Origin of the sequence: Natroniella acetigena, from assembly GCF_023227745.1 — a bacterium.
GTDB classification, from domain to species: Bacteria; Bacillota; Halanaerobiia; order Halobacteroidales; family Halobacteroidaceae; genus Natroniella; species Natroniella acetigena.
The window spans coordinates 1-19300 of sequence record NZ_JALKBX010000051.1; the positions used below are offsets into that span (position 1 = coordinate 1).

A 19300-nucleotide genomic window follows, 5' to 3' on the forward strand; every position below is an offset into this window, starting at 1 on the left:
GTCTTTCAGTTTTAGTTATTGTAGATTGTCTTCACAATACTAGGCGATACTTTTCATATCGCAACAGATCACACCATTATTGTAATACTATTTCACTTACCCTAATAAAAATAAAGGTGCGTAGCTTAAGCTACGCACCTTTATTAACATGATTATAAAATCCTAGTTTCACCTTTATAAACCAAACCACGAATACTATCTACAGTTACGATATCACCTGTCTCTAATTTATTAATAATATTTTCAGCACCAACAATCACAGGAATATTAAGCTGTAATCCTATAATTGCAGCATGAGAAGTCAATCCACCCTCTTCTGTAATAATTGCTGAACATTTCTCCATAACCGAAGTAAACTTTTCGTCAGTCATAGAGGTAACTAAAATATCTTGCCCTTTAATCTCTCTTTCAGCCTCTTCAGCACTATTCACAAGACAGACCCGTCCACTAGCAGATTCCTTTCCAACTCCTATACTTTGAGTTATCACTTCACCAACAGTATGTACTTTCAATAAATTAGTCGTACCTGTAATTCCAACTGGAGTTCCTGCAGTAATTACGACCACATCACCCTGCTCAATATATCCATCATTTAAAGCAGCAGTAACTGATTCATCAATCATCTCATCGGTCGATTTAGTTTCATTGACTAATACAGGCTTAACTCCCCAAGATAAAGCTAACCTATTCAATACCTTTTGACTAGGAGTTGCTGCAACAATTGGTGAATAAGGACGATATTTAGAAACCATTCGAGCAGTATAACCAGATCGAGTAGAAGTAATAATAGCTGCTGCTTCTAAATCAGATGCAGTCTTACAGGTAGCATAACTGATAGAACTTGTAGTCGATTTTTGAGCTTTATTACTCACCTCCAAGAACAAATTATGTTCTAATGATTTTTCAGTCTCTAACGCAATCCGTGCCATCGTTTTTACAGCTTCAACTGGATAATCTCCAGCAGCAGTCTCACCAGATAGCATTGTAGCATCTGTACCATCATGTATTGCATTAGCAACATCACTGGCCTCAGCTCTTGTTGGTCGAGGATTTCTAATCATTGAATCCAACATCTGAGTAGCAGTAATCACAGGCTTACCTGCCTCATTACACTTATTAATCATCATTTTTTGAGCTTCTGGAACTTTTTCAGGAGGAATTTCGACTCCTAAATCACCCCGAGCTACCATTAATCCATCTGAAACATCAAGAATTGCTTCAATATTTTCTACACCCTCTTGGTTCTCAATTTTAGGAATAATATAGATATCAGAGTTATGTTCTTCTAAGATTTCTCTAATTGCTAATACATCATCAGCTCTGCGTACAAAAGAAGCAGCAATAAAATCTACTCCTTGCTCAATCCCAAATTCAATATCTGCAATATCTTTATCGGTAATAGCAGGTAATTTAACAGATACCCCTGGTAAGTTAACCCCTTTTCTAGAACCTAACTGACCACCATTGACTACCTTACAAGTAACATCGGTTTCTGTTGTTTCTATTACTTTTAGTTCAATCAATCCATCATCAATCAATATCACCTTACCCTCAGAAATATCCTGAGGCAACTCTTGATAGTTAACTGATGCTTTAGTAGCTGTTCCTTCAATCTCTTCAGTTGTTAAAGTAAACTTCTGTCCTTCTTCTAGCTCTACCTTTTGATCATTTTTTAGCATTCCTGTTCTAATTTCTGGGCCTTTAGTATCAAGTAATATAGCTACTGGTTTTCCCTTCTCCGCAGCTAATTCTCTAATTAAATCAATTCTCTCACGGTGCTCTTGATGATCACCATGAGAAAAGTTTAAACGGGCTACATTCATTCCAGCATCAATCAATTCTTCTAGAGTTTCTTTCTCTTCACTAGCAGGGCCAATAGTACAAACGATTTTAGTCCTTCTCATTACTTATCCTCTCCCTATTTTCATAGTAATTCTTATAATGATAAAATATTGGCCAATTCATATAATTCTTCATCTACATCTTTTTGCCTTTCAATAGCTTCTTCAATTCCGGCAATTTCTACCCGATCATGAACCACACCAACCATCTTACTTGTATCTCTTGCTAGTAATACATCTATAGCAGCTGCTCCTAATCTAGTAGCCAACAACCTATCTTGAGCCGTTGGTGTTCCACCCCGTTGTAAATGTCCTAGAACAGTTACCCTTGTTTCTAAACCGCTCCTCTTTCTAATTTCTTCTCCTAAAGCAAATGCTTTACTTTCATTTAAATCACGATTTGTCTCAAACTTTTCACCAATACCCTCAGCTACTAATATAATACTATGTAACTTCCCTCGTTCATAACCAGATTCTAACTTTTGACAGACTTGATCAAGATCAAAATCAATTTCTGGAATTAAGATTGATTCTGCACCTCCTGCTAATCCAGACATTAATGTTAAAAAACCAGAGTGCCTTCCCATAGCTTCAATTACAAAGGTTCTTTCGTGAGAAGTAGCTGTATCTCTAATCTTATTCATAGCATCTAAAATAGTATTTAAAGCAGTATCATAACCAATAGAATAATCAGTACAAGCAATATCATTATCTATTGTTCCTGGGATCCCCACTGTTTTGATATCTGATTCATCTCCTAACAGTTTAGCTCCCTTGAATGAACCATCTCCACCAATTACTACTAATCCATCAGCACCAACATACTTTAATTGCTCTACAGCTTTTCTTCTACCCTCTTTAGTCCTAAACTCTTCACAACGGGCCGATCTTAAAACGGTTCCACCGCGATGAATAATATCTGCTACTGAACGGCGTTCCAATGGCTCAAAATCTCCTTCAATCAGACCAGCATATCCTCTTTTAACTCCTATGATCTTTAGTCCTTCATAAATTCCTTTTCTAACAACTGCTCTGATAGCAGCATTCATCCCGGGAGCATCTCCTCCACTGGTTAAAACAGCCACCTTTTTCATTCTACACTCCCCCTTACAATTTTAACCACAACTCTCAATTGATTCATCCATCTTTTCTTCAACTTCTCTTTTAATATAACCCATTGTTCTAAATTTATTATATCTATTTTCTATTAATTCGGCTGTTTCTAGATCTTGTAATTGATTAATTTCTTGAGTAAGCCTCTCTTTTAATAAATCTGCACTGCGTTTATAATCTTTATGAGCTCCTCCAGGCGGTTCAGCAATTATATCATCAATTACTCCTAATTCAAGTAGATCTTTAGCAGTTAATCTCAATGCTTTAGCTGCTGTTTTAGCCTTATCAGAGTCCTTCCATAAAATAGCAGCACAAGCTTCTGGAGAACAGACAGAATAGTAAGTATATTCCAACATAAATACTCTATCTCCAACCCCAATACCTAAAGCTCCACCACTACCCCCTTCTCCAGTCACAACAACAATAATAGGCACTTCAATTCCTGTCATTTCCATCATATTCTTAGCAATAGCTTCTGCTTGACCACGCTCTTCAGCACTAATTCCTGGATAAGCTCCTGGTGTATTGACTAGAGCTATAATTGGTCGCTTGAACTTTTCAGCTTGTTTCATCAAGCGTAATGCTTTACGATATCCCTCTGGATGAGCCATTCCAAAATTACGTTTAATATTATCCTTAGTCTCTTTCCCTTTTTGATGACCTACAATTGTGACAGGAAGATTATTAATCTTACCAATACCACCAATCAAAGCTTGATCATCTCCAAAATTACGATCACCATGTAATTCAATAAAATCATCACAGATTAGGTTAATATAATCCATAGTAGTAGGTCGTTCTACATGACGAGCTATCTTTAAAATTTGCCACGGTTCTAGCTGAGAATAAATCTCTTCTCTTAATTTATCCGCTCTTGTTTCTAAACGTTTGATCTCATCTGTCAAATTAATATCCCTTTCTTCCATAAATTTCGTCAATTCAGTAATTTTTTCTTCCAATTCAATAAGAGGTTGCTCAAAATCCAGATTATTCTGTACCATTTTTTTTCTCACCTCTCAAATTATGAATATCTATAATTCTAGTAATTAGATTCTTCAAATCTGCTCTTTCAACTACCTTATCAATCATACCATGTTCTAACAAAAATTCAGATGTTTGAAAACCATCAGGTAGATCCCGATTAATTGTCTGTTTAATCACCCTTGGCCCAGCAAAACCAATCTTAGCTTGTGGCTCTGCTAAATTAATATCACCTAATGAAGCAAAGCTGGCTGAAATACCACCATAAGTCGGATCGGTTAAGACAGAAATAAAGAGTCCACCAACTTGATCCAATCTTTTCAATGCTGCACTAGTCTTAGCCATTTGCATTAAAGATAACATCCCTTCATACATTCGAGCACCTCCGCCACCACCAGACACAATTACTAGTGGTAGATCTCTTTTTAAAGCTCGTTCTATTGCTCGAGTAATCTTCTCTCCTACAACTGAATTCATACTTCCCATTAAAAATCTAGAATCAATCACAGCTAAAGAGACCTGCCAGCCATTTATCTCGCCAATACCAGTAATTACTGCCTCTCTTAAACCCGTCTTGTCTTGATATTTATCAATCTTCTGCTCATAATCAGGAAAATCTAATGGATTTTTCGCCTGCAAATCAGCATCGTACTCCTCAAATTTATCATCATCTACCAACAAAGATAGCCTCTCAGTTGCTGTTAATCTAAAATAAGTGCCACATTCAGGGCATACTTTTAAACTTTCGGCCAATTTCTTATTAAAGATAATCTGCTTGCAACTTTTACATTTCGTCCATAAATCATCAGGCATTTCTTTTTTATCATCAGCTTCTTTTTCTTTCTCTTCAGAGCGTCTCTTTCTTTCGACAGTGACATACTTAGACTTTCCGCCAAATAAATCTTTTAACACTTCTTCCACCCCACTTACTTAAAATTAAGTACTATATTAATTAAATTTAATCAACTCAAATTTATCCCGCCATCTTAGGCAAGACTAGATTATATTATTCCCAACTTATCGATTTAAATTTAAATCATAATAATTTATTTTCTATTTTCAGTCTGATTTATTAGCAAAAAATATCCTAAATTATTGGTTATTAACCAAGTACTTAAAAACACAAAAAAAAATATGACCAGTTGTCAATAGAATACTGGTCATATTATAACATAAAATCAATAAATTGCAACTTGCTCACAAGAGTAGTTTATAATCTACTGCGATATCCGTCAATTTACTACATGTTTTCCCAATTAACCTGTTTTTTATTGATATATAGCTTAAGTCAATGGTTTTTTCAAACTGGAGATAAAATCAGAAACCTTAGCTATTAGTTTCTCCTCATCTTCTTCAAGCAAGTCTAAACTCTTCTCTAATTTCTTAATAATTGCACTACCTACAATTATTCCATCAGCAAATTCTCCAATCTGTTGGGCATGAGTAGGGGATGAAATACCAAAACCAACTGCTACTGGAATATCCTTAAACTGCTTTATCTTAGTAACTGTCTTTTCGATCTCAGTTGATAACTCTTCTTTAGCCCCTGTTACTCCAGGAGTAGATACAGCATAGATAAATCCTGAAGAGAGATTGGTTACCTTTTCAATACGGGTTTGATTACTTATAGAAGTAAGTAGAAGTATAATATCCAACTCTGTACTCAACTCTTGCAATTCTGCTCCTTCTTCTGGAGGCAGGTCAGGAATTATAACCCCATCAACTCCAACCTCTGCACACTGCTTTACAAACTCCTCTAATCCAAAGTTGAAGATGGAGTTATAATAACCCATTAAAATAAGTGGCAGTTCACTTTCTTGTCTGATCTCTTCCACCAACTTAAATATAGCAGTTAAATTAGTGCCATGGGCCAAACTCCTTTGTGCTGCCTGTTGAATCGTTGGCCCGTCTGCCAAAGGAGCTGAATAAGGAATTCCTAACTCTAACAAATCAGCTCCATTCTCCTCAGCAGCTAAAACCAACTCTTTAGTCAATTCTAAATTAGGATCTCCAGCCATCAAGAAAGGAATCAAAGCCTTCTCATTTCTTTGTTGTAATTTAGTAAAGGTATCTTCAATCCGCCCCACTAAATTTCAACTCCCAATTTATCGGCTACACTATAAACATCCTTATCGCCCCGTCCTGATAAATTAACAATAATTATTTGATCTTGCTCTAATTTAGGAGCCAACTGCTGAGCATAAGCAATAGCATGGGAGCTCTCTAAAGCAGGAATAATTCCCTCTGCTTCAGATAACAATTGAAAAGCTTCCAGTGCTTGCTGATCGGTTACTGCCTCATAATGAGCTCGTCCTGAATCCCGCAAATAACTATGCTCAGGGCCAACACCTGGATAATCCAAACCAGCTGAAATAGAATGAACCGGCATAATTTGACCATCATCATCCTGTAAGACATAACTCTTATAACCATGAATAATCCCTTTATCTCCTTTAGTCAAAGTAGCTGCATGCTTGTCAGTATCAACACCTAACCCTGCTGCCTCTACACCTACCATTTTAACAGGTTCATCAGCAAGGAAAGGATGGAATAAACCAATCGCATTACTTCCTCCACCAACACAAGCTATTAAATAATCTGGCAACTTATCCTCAGCAACAAGAATCTGTTCTCTTGCTTCTTCACCAATTACAGATTGAAAATCCCGTACCATAGTTGGATAAGGATGCGGGCCAACTACAGAGCCTAAAAGATAGAATGTATCCTCACTATTTTCAACCCAATGCTTAATCGCTGCATCAACAGCATCGGTCAAAGTAGCAGTTCCTTCTGTTATTGAACGAACTTTAGCACCTAAAAGCTTCATTCTAAAAACATTTAAAGATTGACGCTCAACATCTTCTGCTCCCATAAAGATTTCACAGTCCATCCCAAACATAGCTGCTACAGTAGCAGTTGCTACTCCATGTTGACCAGCTCCTGTTTCAGCAATTACTTTCTTTTTGCCCATTCTGTCAGCTAATAAGACTTGGCCTAAGGTATTATTGATCTTATGTGCCCCCATATGATTTAAATCTTCACGCTTCAAATAAATCTTAGCTCCACCTAATTTTTCTGTTAATCGTTCCGCATAATATAATGGATTGGCCCGCCCTACATACTCTTCTAAATAGTATCTAAATTCCTCTTGAAACTCTTCATCTTCCTTATACTTATCATAAGCTTCAGCTAACTCCTCTAACGCTGGAATCAACAATTCTGGAACATAAGCCCCACCAAACTCACCAAATCTCCCTTTACTCATCTTCTTCACTCCCCGGTTTTTTATTTAATACTTAATATTTAATACTTAATAATTGAAACCAAAACCCCTAAAGACTTCTAAAATAATAGTTAATTTTACCTCTTTTTCTCTTCTCACTTGACCTTTAATTATTCAATATTCATTATTCAATATTCATTATTCAATATTCATTATTCAATATTAAATGCTCTTTCAATAAACTTCTCTAGTTTGTCATGATCTTTAACCCCTGACTCAGCTTCAACACCACTACTGACATCAACCCCTGCAGGTTGAACAGCTTCAATGGCCTGCTTAACATTAGTCTCATCCAAACCACCTGCAATTATAACCTCTCCGTAATCCTTAGCTGCTAAAGCCAACTCCCAGTTAAAACTCTGCCCACTGCCACCTAGCTTATCAGGATGATAAGTATCCAATAAGAACTTAGCTACATTATATTGAGCCAATTCTTCTAGATAACTTCCGTCTTTAACCTGAAAGGCCTTAATCACTGGTAGCTTAACCTGCTGACAATAGCTTGGAGATTCATCGCCATGCAATTGAACATAGTCCAAGTTACAAGTCTGTGCGATTTGATTCACCTCTGCTAAAGGATGATTGGCAAAGACCCCTATTTTTTTAACCTGCCCATTAAGCTCAGAGATAATCTGTTGCACTTGCGAACTAGTTACTTGTCTAGGACTTTCAGCAAAGATAAACCCGAGCAAATCTACTCCTAATCGACTGGCCAGTTGAGCATCCTCTAAATTGGTCAAGCCACAAATCTTAATCTGAGTCATCCTACCAACTCTCTTACTTTAGCCTCAAGATCATGACTTCTCATCAAAGCCTCACCTACCAAAACCCCATCGACCCCTTGCTCAGCTAGTAATTGAACATCAGCTCGCTTCTGAATTCCACTTTCACTAACTACTACTTTATCTTCAGGGATTAAAGATTTTAAACCGATAGTCGTCTCTAAGTCAACCTCAAAGACCTTTAAATCACGATTATTAATCCCGATTATCTCTAGTTCTAACTCCAAGACCATTTCTAACTCTTGTTGGTTATGAACTTCCACTAAAACATCAAGCCCAAGCTCTTCAGCCCGCTTTAAATACCGGGCCAACTCTTCCGCCGTCAAGATCGCTGCGATCAACAAGATCGCATCGGCCCCATAAGCTCTAGCCTGATAAATTTGATAACTATCAATAATGAAATCTTTACGCAATAACGGTAACTCAACTACCTCTCTTGCCTGCTCTAAATAAGCCAACTCACCTTGGAAAAACTCTTGATCGGTCAAGATCGATAAAGCGTTGGCCCCTGCCCTTTGATATTCCTTAGCAATCTCAACTGGCTTAAAGTCTTCTCTAATCATCCCTTTAGAGGGAGAGGCCCGCTTAATTTCTGCAATCAACCCCATCCCCGCTGCACTTAAAGCCCCATTAAAATCTCTGGTTGAATCTAGCTGAGAAATTTTTTCTTCTAACTCAGCTTGTGATTCTTCCTGCTTCTGTTGTTTAACTTCTAGTTCTTTATGAGCAACAATCCGATCTAAAATCAACTCAAATCGCCTGCCTTTGTAGGCTATTACTGATCTCAATCAACTGCTCCAACTTCTCTAAAGCCAGACCTTCCTCAATCACTTCCCGGGCCAACTCAATCCCCTCTTCCAAATCAGCGACCTTTCCAGCAGCCGTCAGTGCTGCAGCAGCATTCAGAAGGACAATTCCCTGCTTTTTATCAGCCTTGCCATTTAAAATATCTAAAGTAATTTGAGCATTCTCCTTAGAGTCTCCTCCTGCTAAATCATCGATTTCAACCCGTTCTAAGCCCACATCCTCTGGCTTAAGGTAATAATTTCTTACCTCTCCAGCATCAAGCTGACTAACCTTAGTCTCACCTACCATCGATAGTTCATCTAATCCTACCATCCCATGGACTACAAAAGCTGAATTAACCCCTAAATTATTCAAAACATGAGCAATCGGCTCAGTCAACTCAGGATCATAAACACCTAATAACTGTACATCAGCAGCAGCTGGATTGGTCAATGGCCCTAACATATTAAAGATAGTTCTAACTCCTAACTCACGCCTTGGGCCAATAGCATACTTCATTGCTCCATGAAAAGCAGGAGCATACAAAAATCCAATCCCTATTTCGTCAATACATTGGCCCACCTGCTCAGGTGTTAAATCCAAATCAACCCCCAACTCCTCTAATAAATCAGCACTACCACTCTTACTAGAAACAGAACGATTACCATGCTTAGCCATTGCTACATCTGCCCCTGCCACTACAAAGGCAACAGTCGTTGAAATATTGAACGTATTCAAATCATCACCACCTGTTCCACAGACATCGACTACCAACTCTCGGTTCGTAGTGATTGGAGCTGCCTTGGCCCGCATTACCTCCGCGGCTCCCGTAATCTCTTCAATCGTCTCTCCTTTAGTCCGTAAAGCAGTGATCAATCCCCCAATCTGTGCTGGAGTCGCCTGACCACTCATAATCAAATTCATCGCTTCCTTACTCTCAGCTACTGACAAATCATCTCCACTAACTACCTTCTCAAGCACTCTTCTCATCTCAACTCAACTCCCCTTCCTAAATTCAATTAATACTTAATATTTAATATTGAATAACTAGAATTCAAAATCCATAAAACTTTTAAGAGCATTTTGCTCTTTCTGTTTTCTCTTGTCTTTTTAAATGTTCAATATTCAATGATTTCCCAAGGAAATTACCGACAATCTTCTCTCCTGCTTCTGACATGATCGACTCAGGATGAAACTGGAGACCATATAATTGAGCTTGACTATCTGCAATCCCCATAATCAGCCCTGATTCAGTCTCAGCAATCACTTCTAAGTTAGCTGGCAAACTGCCAGGTTCAATCATCAAGGAATGATATCTAGTAGCCTCAAATCCCTCAGCTACCTCTGCTAAAACACCTCTTTGCTGATGCTTAATCTTACTGACCTTGCCATGTACCAATTCTGGTGCACTAATAATCTCTGCTCCATAAGCAGCTCCAATAGTCTGATGACCCAAACAGATTCCCAAAATCGGTATCTCTCCTACTAATTGATCAACAACCTCCAATGAAATTCCAGCATCCTCTGGCCGTCCTGGTCCAGGTGAGATAACAATCTGCTCTGGATTCAACTCTCTAATCTCTGCTATTGTAATCTGATCATTACGCCTAACTTCAATCTCTGCTCCTAACTGACCGATCAATTGTACCAAATTATAGGTGAAAGAATCATAATTATCAATTACCAACACCATAGGCTCCACCTCTTTCAGCCTGATAAACTGCTTTTAACAAGGCCCGAGCTTTATTTAATGTCTCTTGATATTCAGCTTCAGGATCTGAATCAGCTACAATTCCAGCTCCAGCTTGCACATAAGCTTTATTATCCTTCAGCAAAATAGTCCTGATTGTAATACAACTATCTAAATTACCTGAATAACCAAAGTAGCCGATACTTCCAGCATATGGTCCACGTCTTGTTGTCTCCAATTGTTCTATAATCTCCATTGCTCTAATCTTAGGAGCTCCTGAAACTGTTCCCGCAGGAAAGCAAGCCTGCAAAGCTGAATAGATATCCTCATCTTCCCTCAACTCACCTCTTACATTAGAGACTAAATGCATCACATGGGAGTAATATTCAACTTCCATAAACTGTGTTACATCAACCTTACTATACTTACTGACTCTACCTACATCATTTCTCCCCAGATCAACCAACATCACATGTTCAGCCTTTTCTTTCTCATCACTTAATAACTCCTTAGCCAACGCTTGATCTTCTGTGACATCTTTTCCTCTCTTTCTAGTCCCAGCAATCGGTCGATTTTCAATCAGACCATCTTCAACCCTGACTAATAGCTCTGGCGAAGAACCTATTAACTCAAGCTCTTCAAAATCAAGATAGTACATATATGGTGATGGATTAACCCTTCTTAGCTGCCGATAAATATCAAAACCTTCTGATTCAACCTCCATCTCCAACCTCTGAGAGAGAACAACTTGGAATATATCCCCAGCTTTAATATAATCCTTAGCCTGTTTGACGTTAGCTATAAATTGTTCTTTCTCTAAATTAGATTCAAACTCTAACTTTTTATCGTTAGCCTTTAGTTGCTGCTGTTCTATTGCAATAGGCTGTTGCAACTTCTTAATAATCTGATCTATCTTAGATTTGGCCCGTTGATAAGCTAAACCAGCATCATCACTAACCTTGACATTAGTCACAACCTTGATCTTATGGTATAAGTGATCAAAGACTAAAACTGTATCACTCAAAATAAATAACATCTCTGGCAGTTCTAAATCATTCTCTGTCTCCATTGGAATATCTTCAAAATAACTGACTGCATCATAACCTAAGTAACCAACAGCCCCACCATAAAACATCGGTAACTCTTCTAGCTGAACAGCTTGATAACTCTCTAAAATTGCCTGTAACTCTTCGACAGGATTTTCTGTCTTCTTCCGCTCTATAATCTGATCACTTTGATCCTTAATTATCAACTGACCGTCCTGACAACTGAGCAAAGCATGATAGTCAACCCCAATAAATGAGTAACGACCTAAATTTTCTCCTTGCTCAACACTCTCTAATAGATAAGAGTTCTTCTCTGCACTGATCTTTTTAAAAGCAGAGACAGGAGTTTCTAAATCAGCCGTAATCTCTCTATAAACAGGAATCAACTCGCCCTGCCTACTCAATTTCTCAAACTTTTGATAACTAGGATAATACATAATTCTTCACCCTATAGTTACTAAACTCAGCTAAGCTCATCTTAACTCACTCTCCTTTTTAAATTAATTATATAAAACAAAATGACCTTCGGTCATAGTCTAAGACTAAGGTTAAGGATAAGTAAAACTAATAAAAATATCCATAACCTCTAAAAAACATAACTTCTTTAATAATAAAACACAAAAAAACCATTAGACTTGAGTCCAATGGCCTATTAATTACTTACCAATGGGGCTAGATACACCTCCCCCTAGGCTCATCTCAACTCATCTCAACTATTCTCAACTCAACTAAATTATTATTCAATTTTCCCTCAACTAATCTCTATTCTAAGCTATATTCTAAAATCTTACTCAGATTTAACACTTCCATGTTTAGTAATCAGTTCAGCTTTACCACGAATCTTAATTGCAGATGTATGCTGAGTAAACTGAGCAATCATCACTTCACCTTGATCTAGCTTCTCAGTATGGTGGAATTTAGTCTGTTCTCCACGGGTCAATCCAATAATTGTTACCCCATCCTCTAAAGCTTTAACCATTATATGATCTTCATTTCCTACTTTATCCATTACAAGCCTCCTTAAATCCTACTTACCATTCATAATATCGCAAATAAAACCCACTGTCAATAGTAAATCATTGTTCATTAACTGCCAATAGTAAAATACAGAATCCTCCTAAAGCAAACATGATAACTTCAGCTAAACCAATAGTAGCAGGAATTACACTCCTGCTTGAGCCCAAGATTAACCCAGTTAAAAAGGCCATTAATAACGAACGAAATCTTACTAATAAAAAAGATAACAACCAAGAAAATAGTAATAATCCACTAACTATCCCCAAGCTAAATAGAACTAGAATAAGTAACTCCAAATTGCTGATTGCTCCTATTACTCCTTGGTACAGACCTAACATGACCAAAATTGTTCCACCACTGATTCCTGGCAGAATCATCGCTATACTACCAATTAAGCCCCCAATAAAGAATCGACTAAGATTAATTTGACCTCCACTGGCTACCTGAGCAACCTCTCCAGAGTAAAAATAAGCTACAACTAACCCTAATCCAATTAAAGCTACTGAATTCAAGTTAAACTCTTCTATCTCTTGGCCCGTTATCTTGCTAGAAGCTAAGATTAATCCTAATAAAAAAGCAAACATTAGACTAGGATAACTATCCAATAAATTGACAATTAATTTAGAACTTACAAATGCTCCTAAGACAGCTCCTAGCCCAACAGGGGCCAATACAACAACATTAATTCTTTTAATCCCTCGTACCAATCGTTCATAAATTCTTAAGATCAAAGCTATCGTTCCACCACTGACCCCAGGCAATGTATTGGCAATTCCTAAAGGAATTCCTTTTAAAAATAACTCAAGAAAACCATCCATAAATTACCTCCCAACTTCACCTGAAATTGTTAACTCAAATCTACTCTTGCTTATCAATATATTTTTCCTTTAAAAACTTAAATAACTTCTTTTCAGCTTGGTATTCATCAATTGGCTTAGCTGGAGAACCGATCACAGTTATTCCTGCTTCTATCTCACTACCAAAAGGTACAACTGCTCCAGAACCAACTGTAGCTTGATCACCTACTATAGCTGTATGGACTACCGAATTAGAACCAACCATTACTTTAGAGCCTATCTTACCCCCAACAATTGCTCCACTACCAATGAAGGTTCCCGAACTGACTACAGTTGAAATCACCCTTCTATCATCAGGCGTTTCCAACTCCACCTTTTTACGACCAACATTAAAGACTCTAGACATTGGCCCGATCCGGATCTGATCCTTAATCTCCACATTACTCTCAATATTGGCTGCTGTTCCAATTGAAACATTACTCCCAATCGTTACATGCCCTCTAATCGTTACATTCTCTTCAATTGTAACATTATCTCCCAATTCAACATTATTTCCAATAATAGCCCCAGTTCCAATGTGACAATTATCGCCAATCTCTGTCTGGGTTCTAACAACAACCCCACTACCTATAAAAGTTCCTTCTCCAACCTTTACTTCTTCTTGTAAAATAGCATTGCCTACTACCCTACTAAAAGAACCAACTACAACTCCATCGTACAACTCTGCTAAAGAGCTTACACTGGCCCCAGGAGCTAAATTAATCTCTCTAATTTCTCGATGACAGAGTGGATTATCATAATCTTCAACTGGCAAAATAGTTATGATCGGATCTAAACTATTCTCCTTAATTAACTTCACAATCTCTTCCCGTTTTTTATTAGGGAGAATAGTTGAAAACTCTATCTTACGCCCATCACTCTGTCTAACTACCTTAAGTGAATAATTTAATCTTCTCTCATTAAAAATTTGACGCAAACGATAACTAATTACCCCCCTAACTGTAGCAACAACTTGACAATAATCCATTGCACCACCCCATTTTAAGATACTTCTTTTTGTGTTAATTCCTCTTCGGCTTCCTCTTCACTCCTTTTTTGATGAGCAATTCTTGCTGCTGCAGCTGCAGCAATACCTGCTATTAGATCATCTAAAAATGTATTAACTTTCCCATTCTTACTATCCAATTTCTTCAAAATCCCTACTTTATTCTTATCTAAATAGCCAAAGCTTGTAAACCCAATCGTCCCATAAATATTAGCAATTGCTAAAGCAAGACTTTCATCTACCCCATACAGTGGTTCATCACACTCAATAATGCTGGCCAATGGTTCTTCTACATCGCCTTCTTCTGTCAATTTATCTAAAGCAATCCCTGTCAATAAAGTATATTGTACTTCACGCTTATTTAAAACCTGATCGACTGAAGTTATACATGTTTCGATAGTTAATTCATCATCATAAGGTCTTTGTAACCTATAAACTAAATCAGCTACCTCTCGTAAACTAACCCCTCTCTGCTCTAATCTTTTAATTATAAGTTCCTTCATATTTTCTCCTCCTTTAAAAACTTTATGTCCATTGATTAGCTAATGACTAGCTAAATTATAGATAAATGATATTAAACTAAATTGATATTTAGTGGCAAAGTGCCACTAAATATCAGTGTACAGTTTACAGTTGACAGTTGAAACTATTAAAAACTTAAATCAAAATCACTCTAACCTAAGAACATAAGGCATTTCAGAGGTCTTAAACTTTTAAGGTTTTGATCTTAACTGTAAACTGTTCACTGTACACTGTCAACTCAATAATGTGTCACTTTGTGACACATTATTGTAATTAAGTATTTATCTTCAACTTGTACAAGTTGATTTTTCAGATTTAACTACTAGATATAACTATATTATGCAACACTACTAAAAAGAGTGTTTTACTTTTAATTTACTTAACTTCTTTCTTAACTTAGGCGTTACTTCTAATTTATATTCAGCTGAAAGTTTAATACTTACTCGATATCCTTCAATTAATAAATGTAAATAAACTGGGTTTATTCCAGGAGAATCAACTAATACTTCCTTTAATTCTACTAGCTTCTGTTGATCAAACTCCTCTAACTGCAAATGGAACGCCTTCTTTTTACTAGAAGAAGAAAAATCAGCCGTTGTCAGACTCCCTAACTTATTAGCTATAACCTTACCTTCCTGATTGACCTTACCTACTACTAAAATCGGTTCATCCTCTAATAAAAATTCTTGATACTTTTGATAAGTATCTGGAAAGACAACCACTTCAAAATTGCCATACTCATCTTCTACAGTTAAAAAAGCCATCTGACGCTGATTCTTAGTTATTATTTCTCGATTATTGGTAATTAATCCTCCTAAGATTACTCTTTCTTTAGCTTCTTTAATATCTTTACTTATCATATTTCTTTTCTTTTGCAATTGTTCCAAATATGAATCTAAGGGATGACCTGATAAATAAAGTCCCAGCATCTCTTTTTCTAAGGATAATAACTTCTGTTGATCAAACTCTTCTATCTCAGGTAATTTAACTTGAGCAGTTATAAAGTCATCAGCTTGCTCAAATAAATCTAAAAAACTTGTCTGTCCATTACTTCTTTCTTGCTGAATCCTTTGGGCTTGTGCAAAGGCATCAGCTAATACCTCTAATAACTGTGAACGATAATTACCTAAAGAATCAAAAGCACCAGCTTTAATCAAACTCTCTACTACCCTTTTATTAACCGTACCTAAATCAACTCGCTGACAGAAATCAAATAAATCCTTGAATTGCTCTTCCTCCCGAACAGCAATAATCTCCTCAATTGCTTTCTGCCCTACATTTTTGATTCCTTCTAAACCAAATCTAATCTTTCTACCTTCAACCGTAAAACCTATCCGACTATGATTGATATCTGGTGATAAAATCTCAATCTCCATTCGTTCCGCTTCAAGGATATATTCTGCTACTTTATCGCTATTACCAATGACACTGGTCAACAAAGCTGCCATGAATTCCACTGGATAATGTGCTTTTAAATAAGCAGTCTGATAAGAGACATAGGCGTAGGCCGTACTATGGGCCTTATTGAAGCCATATCCACCAAAGTATTCAATTAATTCAAATAATTCTTCTCCCATCTTTTTACTATATCCATTATTTATTGTACCTTCAATAAAGTTTTTCTTTTGTTGCTTCATGATTTTTTCTTTTTTCTTCACTTATGTTATCCTAAAGGCTTTTTATCCTCTAGTTCTTACACTTATTATCGTGTAAGGTCGGCATACATTTTTACTACCTATTAGGTAACAGAGCAGGACTCTCGTGGTGGCATTATATTCTGCTTAATAACAGTTTCAACCACTATGCTCTACGGTACTTAATCCTTTTTAAAGGTTAAGTTACCACGGTATTAGCTATTTACTAGGTATTTATTTATACCTAGTTTTTTAGCTTCTACCGTTTTAGCCCCGTTTTATATCGGCAAGTCAATTACCGATAGCTCGACGTAATATATCGGCCTCACCAAGCGAATAGCCAGCTATCTGCTGTACAATCTGCATTACTTGCTCTTGATAGAGGATTACTCCATAAGTTGGCTCTAAAATCTCTTTTAAATCAGGATGAGGATATTCAACCTCCTGCTCCCCGTGCCGGCGAGCAATAAAATCATCAACCATCCCACTACCTAATGGTCCAGGCCGATATAAAGCAAGCAACGCAATAATATCCTCAATATTCTCGGGTTTCAACTCTTTAATTAACCTTCTCATTCCATCACTTTCTAACTGAAAGACCCCTAGACTTAACCCTTGTCCTAACAACTCAAAAACTGCTAGATCATCAAAGGAAAGATCTTCTAAATTTAAATCGTTGGCCCGTGTTTCATTAATTAAACTCAATGCTTTATCAATTACTGTCAGGGTTCTCAATCCTAAAAAGTCCATCTTTAATAACCCTAACTGTTCTAAAGTATCCATATCATATTGAGTCGTAATCTCACCTTTACTCTGGTATAAAGGAGTATAGTTGGTCAACTCCTCTTTAGTAATCACTACTCCTGCCGCATGAGTTGACGCATGGCGTTTTAAACCTTCAATCCGTTGCGAGTAGTCAATTAACTCCTTAACCTCACTATCAGAGTTATACAATTTCTGTAACTCATCCGCTTTTTGCAAAGCATCTTTTAAGGTAATTCCTAGTGAGTTAGGAATAGCATTAGCCACCTTATCAGTTTTATCGTAACTGATCCCTAATACTCGTCCTACATCACGAACAGCTCCTTTAGCAGCCAGCGTACCAAAAGTGATTATTTGAGCTACCTTATCAGAACCATACTCTTCTGTTACATATTCAATTACTTCATCCCGCCGCTCATAACAAAAATCAATATCGATGTCTGGCATCGAAACACGAGCAGGATTTAAAAATCTTTCAAATAATAGATTGTACTCTAGCGGATCAATCTCTGTAATATCCAGCAGATAGGAAACAATACTGGAAGCTGCACTCCCTCGCCCCGGGCCAACAATAATATCATTATCCTTAGCATACTTAATAAAATCCCTCACAATTAAAAAGTAAGCTGGATAACCCATCTGATTAATTATTCCCAATTCATGTTCAATTCTTTCCTCTATCTCAGAAGTTAACCGTTCATATTTTTTCTCAACCCCTTGATAAGTCAACTTCCGTAGATATGACTCAACCGTTTCTCCTACTGGCACCTCATAATGTGGTAATAAAATCTGTTCAAAATCTAAATCAACCTTACATCTGTCAGCAACCTTAACTGTATTGGTAATTGCCTGAGGATAATCAGAAAATAACTCCTCCATCTCTTGTGAGCTTTTAAAATAAAATTGATCATTAGGAAACTGTAATCGATCTTGATCATTGACATCCTTCCCCGTCTGAATACAGAGCAGAATATCATGTACTTTAGCATCATCTTGGGTTAAGTAATGGACATCATTGGTTGCTACTAAAGGAATCTCTAACCTTTGACTCAACTGCACCAATTCATCATTGACCTTCTTTTCCTGCTTCAAACCATGATCTTGTAGTTCTAAAAAGAAGTTTCCTGCACCAAAAATATCCTGATACGCCAAAGCTATCCCTTCTGCTTGCTCAATCTGCTCATTGGACAATAAAGTAGAAATCTCTCCAGCTAAACAACTACTTAAACAGATTAATCCCTCATTATTTTTTCTTAATAATTCCCGATCAATCCGTGGCTTATAATAAAAACCCTCTGTATAACCGCGAGAAACCAATTTTAATAAATTTCGATAACCTACATTATTTTCAGCCAATAAAACCAGGTGAGCCAATTTCTTATTATTGACATCCTTCTGCAATCGCTTATCAGTAATATAGACTTCACAACCAATAATCGGCTTAATCCCTGCTGCTTTAGCCTGCCGATAAAACTCAACCGCTCCATACATCACCCCATGATCAGTCATCGCTACTGCTGGCATACCTTCTTTTTTGGCTTGAGCAATCAATTCTTCAGTCCTGACAGCTCCATCTAATAAACTATATTCCGTATGTACATGAAGATGTACAAATTGGCCCATTTTCTCACCTCCAAACATTCTAATTTACAATGTACAATTGACAATTAAAATTCAAAATCATAAAACCACAAACACTTAAACCATCAATAATTGCAAAGCATCCTGAGATTAAATATCCACTCCTCCAATATTTCCCTTTAGCTGAGAAGACTCCCTAATTTAAATTTTATAATTTACAGTATGTAATTATAAAACTGAAAGTATGCTTACCAATGGTTCTTTTTCATATTTTCACCAATTAACCAGGAACTTATCCTACCTTTATAATATATTTATTCGACTTTAAGATCAAAGAAAATTAAACTTAATTGATATATAGTTTCACTTTTAAAATTAAAATCTGCAACCAATAAACTTCAAAATCAGTTTCGAGAGGGC

General features: G+C 36.8%; 17 protein-coding genes. All 17 read right to left on the bottom strand.

Translation table 11 applies throughout. The features are described 5' to 3' along the window. Window positions 1-152: 152 nt before the first annotated feature. Window positions 153-1904, bottom strand: coding sequence for a pyruvate kinase (pyk, locus tag MWH25_RS10150; RefSeq protein ID WP_248627535.1), 1752 nt, complete (start codon window positions 1902-1904; stop codon window positions 153-155). A 32-nt stretch (window positions 1905-1936) separates the two neighbouring features. Beyond that, complete coding sequence (pfkA, locus tag MWH25_RS10155; RefSeq protein WP_248627536.1) at window positions 1937-2935, bottom strand: 6-phosphofructokinase; 999 nt, start codon at window positions 2933-2935, stop codon at window positions 1937-1939. Between the two features lie 21 nt (window positions 2936-2956). Next, complete coding sequence (locus tag MWH25_RS10160; protein WP_248627537.1) at window positions 2957-3955, bottom strand: acetyl-CoA carboxylase carboxyltransferase subunit alpha; 999 nt, start codon at window positions 3953-3955, stop codon at window positions 2957-2959. Next, window positions 3942-4847 carry an acetyl-CoA carboxylase, carboxyltransferase subunit beta gene (gene accD, locus MWH25_RS10165; protein ID WP_248627538.1) on the bottom strand — a complete coding sequence of 302 codons (906 nt, stop codon included), beginning with the start codon at window positions 4845-4847 and terminating at the stop codon, window positions 3942-3944. Before accD ends, MWH25_RS10160 begins: the two co-directional genes overlap by 14 nt. Window positions 4848-5218: 371 nt before the next feature. Beyond that, a complete protein-coding gene (gene trpA / locus MWH25_RS10170) occupies window positions 5219-6022 on the bottom strand; it encodes a tryptophan synthase subunit alpha (protein WP_248627539.1) in 804 nt (267 codons plus the stop codon). After that, a complete protein-coding gene (trpB, locus tag MWH25_RS10175; protein ID WP_248627540.1) occupies window positions 6022-7200 on the bottom strand; it encodes a tryptophan synthase subunit beta in 1179 nt (392 codons plus the stop codon). Before trpB ends, trpA begins: the two co-directional genes overlap by 1 nt. A 170-nt stretch (window positions 7201-7370) precedes the next feature. Next, window positions 7371-7982 (bottom strand): phosphoribosylanthranilate isomerase, encoded by a 612-nt coding sequence (locus MWH25_RS10180; RefSeq protein ID WP_248627541.1) that lies wholly within the window; start codon window positions 7980-7982, stop codon window positions 7371-7373. Further along, window positions 7979-8788, bottom strand: a complete 810-nt coding sequence (trpC, locus tag MWH25_RS10185; RefSeq protein WP_248627542.1) for an indole-3-glycerol phosphate synthase TrpC — start codon at window positions 8786-8788, stop codon at window positions 7979-7981. The genes MWH25_RS10180 and trpC overlap by 4 nt, the downstream gene beginning before the upstream one ends. Then, window positions 8751-9776 carry an anthranilate phosphoribosyltransferase gene (gene trpD, locus MWH25_RS10190; protein WP_248627543.1) on the bottom strand — a complete coding sequence of 342 codons (1026 nt, stop codon included), beginning with the start codon at window positions 9774-9776 and terminating at the stop codon, window positions 8751-8753. Before trpD ends, trpC begins: the two co-directional genes overlap by 38 nt. Before the next feature lie 82 nt (window positions 9777-9858). Beyond that, window positions 9859-10479 carry an anthranilate synthase component II gene (locus MWH25_RS10195; protein WP_248627544.1) on the bottom strand — a complete coding sequence of 207 codons (621 nt, stop codon included), beginning with the start codon at window positions 10477-10479 and terminating at the stop codon, window positions 9859-9861. After that, a complete protein-coding gene (gene trpE, locus MWH25_RS10200; RefSeq protein ID WP_248627545.1) occupies window positions 10463-11959 on the bottom strand; it encodes an anthranilate synthase component I in 1497 nt (498 codons plus the stop codon). Before trpE ends, MWH25_RS10195 begins: the two co-directional genes overlap by 17 nt. Window positions 11960-12309: 350 nt before the next feature. Beyond that, on the bottom strand, window positions 12310-12531 hold the full coding sequence (gene mtrB / locus MWH25_RS10205; RefSeq protein ID WP_248627546.1) for a trp RNA-binding attenuation protein MtrB: 222 nt from the start codon (window positions 12529-12531) through the stop codon (window positions 12310-12312). Between the two features lie 67 nt (window positions 12532-12598). Next, window positions 12599-13357: a DUF368 domain-containing protein gene (locus MWH25_RS10210; protein WP_248627547.1), complete on the bottom strand. Its 759-nt coding sequence runs from the start codon at window positions 13355-13357 to the stop codon at window positions 12599-12601. 40 nt (window positions 13358-13397) lie between these two features. Beyond that, on the bottom strand, window positions 13398-14363 hold the full coding sequence (locus MWH25_RS10215) for a DapH/DapD/GlmU-related protein (RefSeq protein ID WP_248627548.1): 966 nt from the start codon (window positions 14361-14363) through the stop codon (window positions 13398-13400). A 14-nt stretch (window positions 14364-14377) separates the two neighbouring features. Further along, the gene (locus MWH25_RS10220; protein ID WP_248627549.1) at window positions 14378-14884 is read right to left on the bottom strand and encodes a phosphatidylglycerophosphatase A family protein; all 507 of its coding nucleotides are present in this window, start codon (window positions 14882-14884) and stop codon (window positions 14378-14380) included. Window positions 14885-15253: 369 nt separating this feature from the next. Then, window positions 15254-16561 (bottom strand): helix-hairpin-helix domain-containing protein, encoded by a 1308-nt coding sequence (locus MWH25_RS10225; RefSeq protein WP_248627550.1) that lies wholly within the window; start codon window positions 16559-16561, stop codon window positions 15254-15256. Between the two features lie 267 nt (window positions 16562-16828). Beyond that, the gene (gene dnaE, locus MWH25_RS10230; RefSeq protein ID WP_248627551.1) at window positions 16829-18922 is read right to left on the bottom strand and encodes a DNA polymerase III subunit alpha; all 2094 of its coding nucleotides are present in this window, start codon (window positions 18920-18922) and stop codon (window positions 16829-16831) included. Window positions 18923-19300 lie beyond the last annotated feature (378 nt).

Bases quoted from the DNA above. Each gene is read 5' to 3' on its own strand.
- MWH25_RS10180 (WP_248627541.1), bottom strand. From the start codon at position 7,982: ATGACTCAGATTAAGATTTGTGGCTTGACCAATTTAGAGGATGCTCAA.
- MWH25_RS10195 (WP_248627544.1), bottom strand. From the start codon at position 10,479: ATGGTGTTGGTAATTGATAATTATGATTCTTTCACCTATAATTTGGTA.
- dnaE (WP_248627551.1), bottom strand. From the start codon at position 18,922: ATGGGCCAATTTGTACATCTTCATGTACATACGGAATATAGTTTATTA.
- MWH25_RS10160 (WP_248627537.1), bottom strand. From the start codon at position 3,955: ATGGTACAGAATAATCTGGATTTTGAGCAACCTCTTATTGAATTGGAA.
- MWH25_RS10220 (WP_248627549.1), bottom strand. From the start codon at position 14,884: ATGAAGGAACTTATAATTAAAAGATTAGAGCAGAGAGGGGTTAGTTTA.
- pfkA (WP_248627536.1), bottom strand. From the start codon at position 2,935: ATGAAAAAGGTGGCTGTTTTAACCAGTGGAGGAGATGCTCCCGGGATG.
- MWH25_RS10215 (WP_248627548.1), bottom strand. From the start codon at position 14,363: ATGGATTATTGTCAAGTTGTTGCTACAGTTAGGGGGGTAATTAGTTAT.
- trpD (WP_248627543.1), bottom strand. From the start codon at position 9,776: ATGAGAAGAGTGCTTGAGAAGGTAGTTAGTGGAGATGATTTGTCAGTA.
- MWH25_RS10210 (WP_248627547.1), bottom strand. From the start codon at position 13,357: ATGGATGGTTTTCTTGAGTTATTTTTAAAAGGAATTCCTTTAGGAATT.
- pyk (WP_248627535.1), bottom strand. From the start codon at position 1,904: ATGAGAAGGACTAAAATCGTTTGTACTATTGGCCCTGCTAGTGAAGAG.
- mtrB (WP_248627546.1), bottom strand. From the start codon at position 12,531: ATGGATAAAGTAGGAAATGAAGATCATATAATGGTTAAAGCTTTAGAG.
- trpE (WP_248627545.1), bottom strand. From the start codon at position 11,959: ATGTATTATCCTAGTTATCAAAAGTTTGAGAAATTGAGTAGGCAGGGC.
- trpB (WP_248627540.1), bottom strand. From the start codon at position 7,200: ATGAGTAAAGGGAGATTTGGTGAGTTTGGTGGGGCTTATGTTCCAGAA.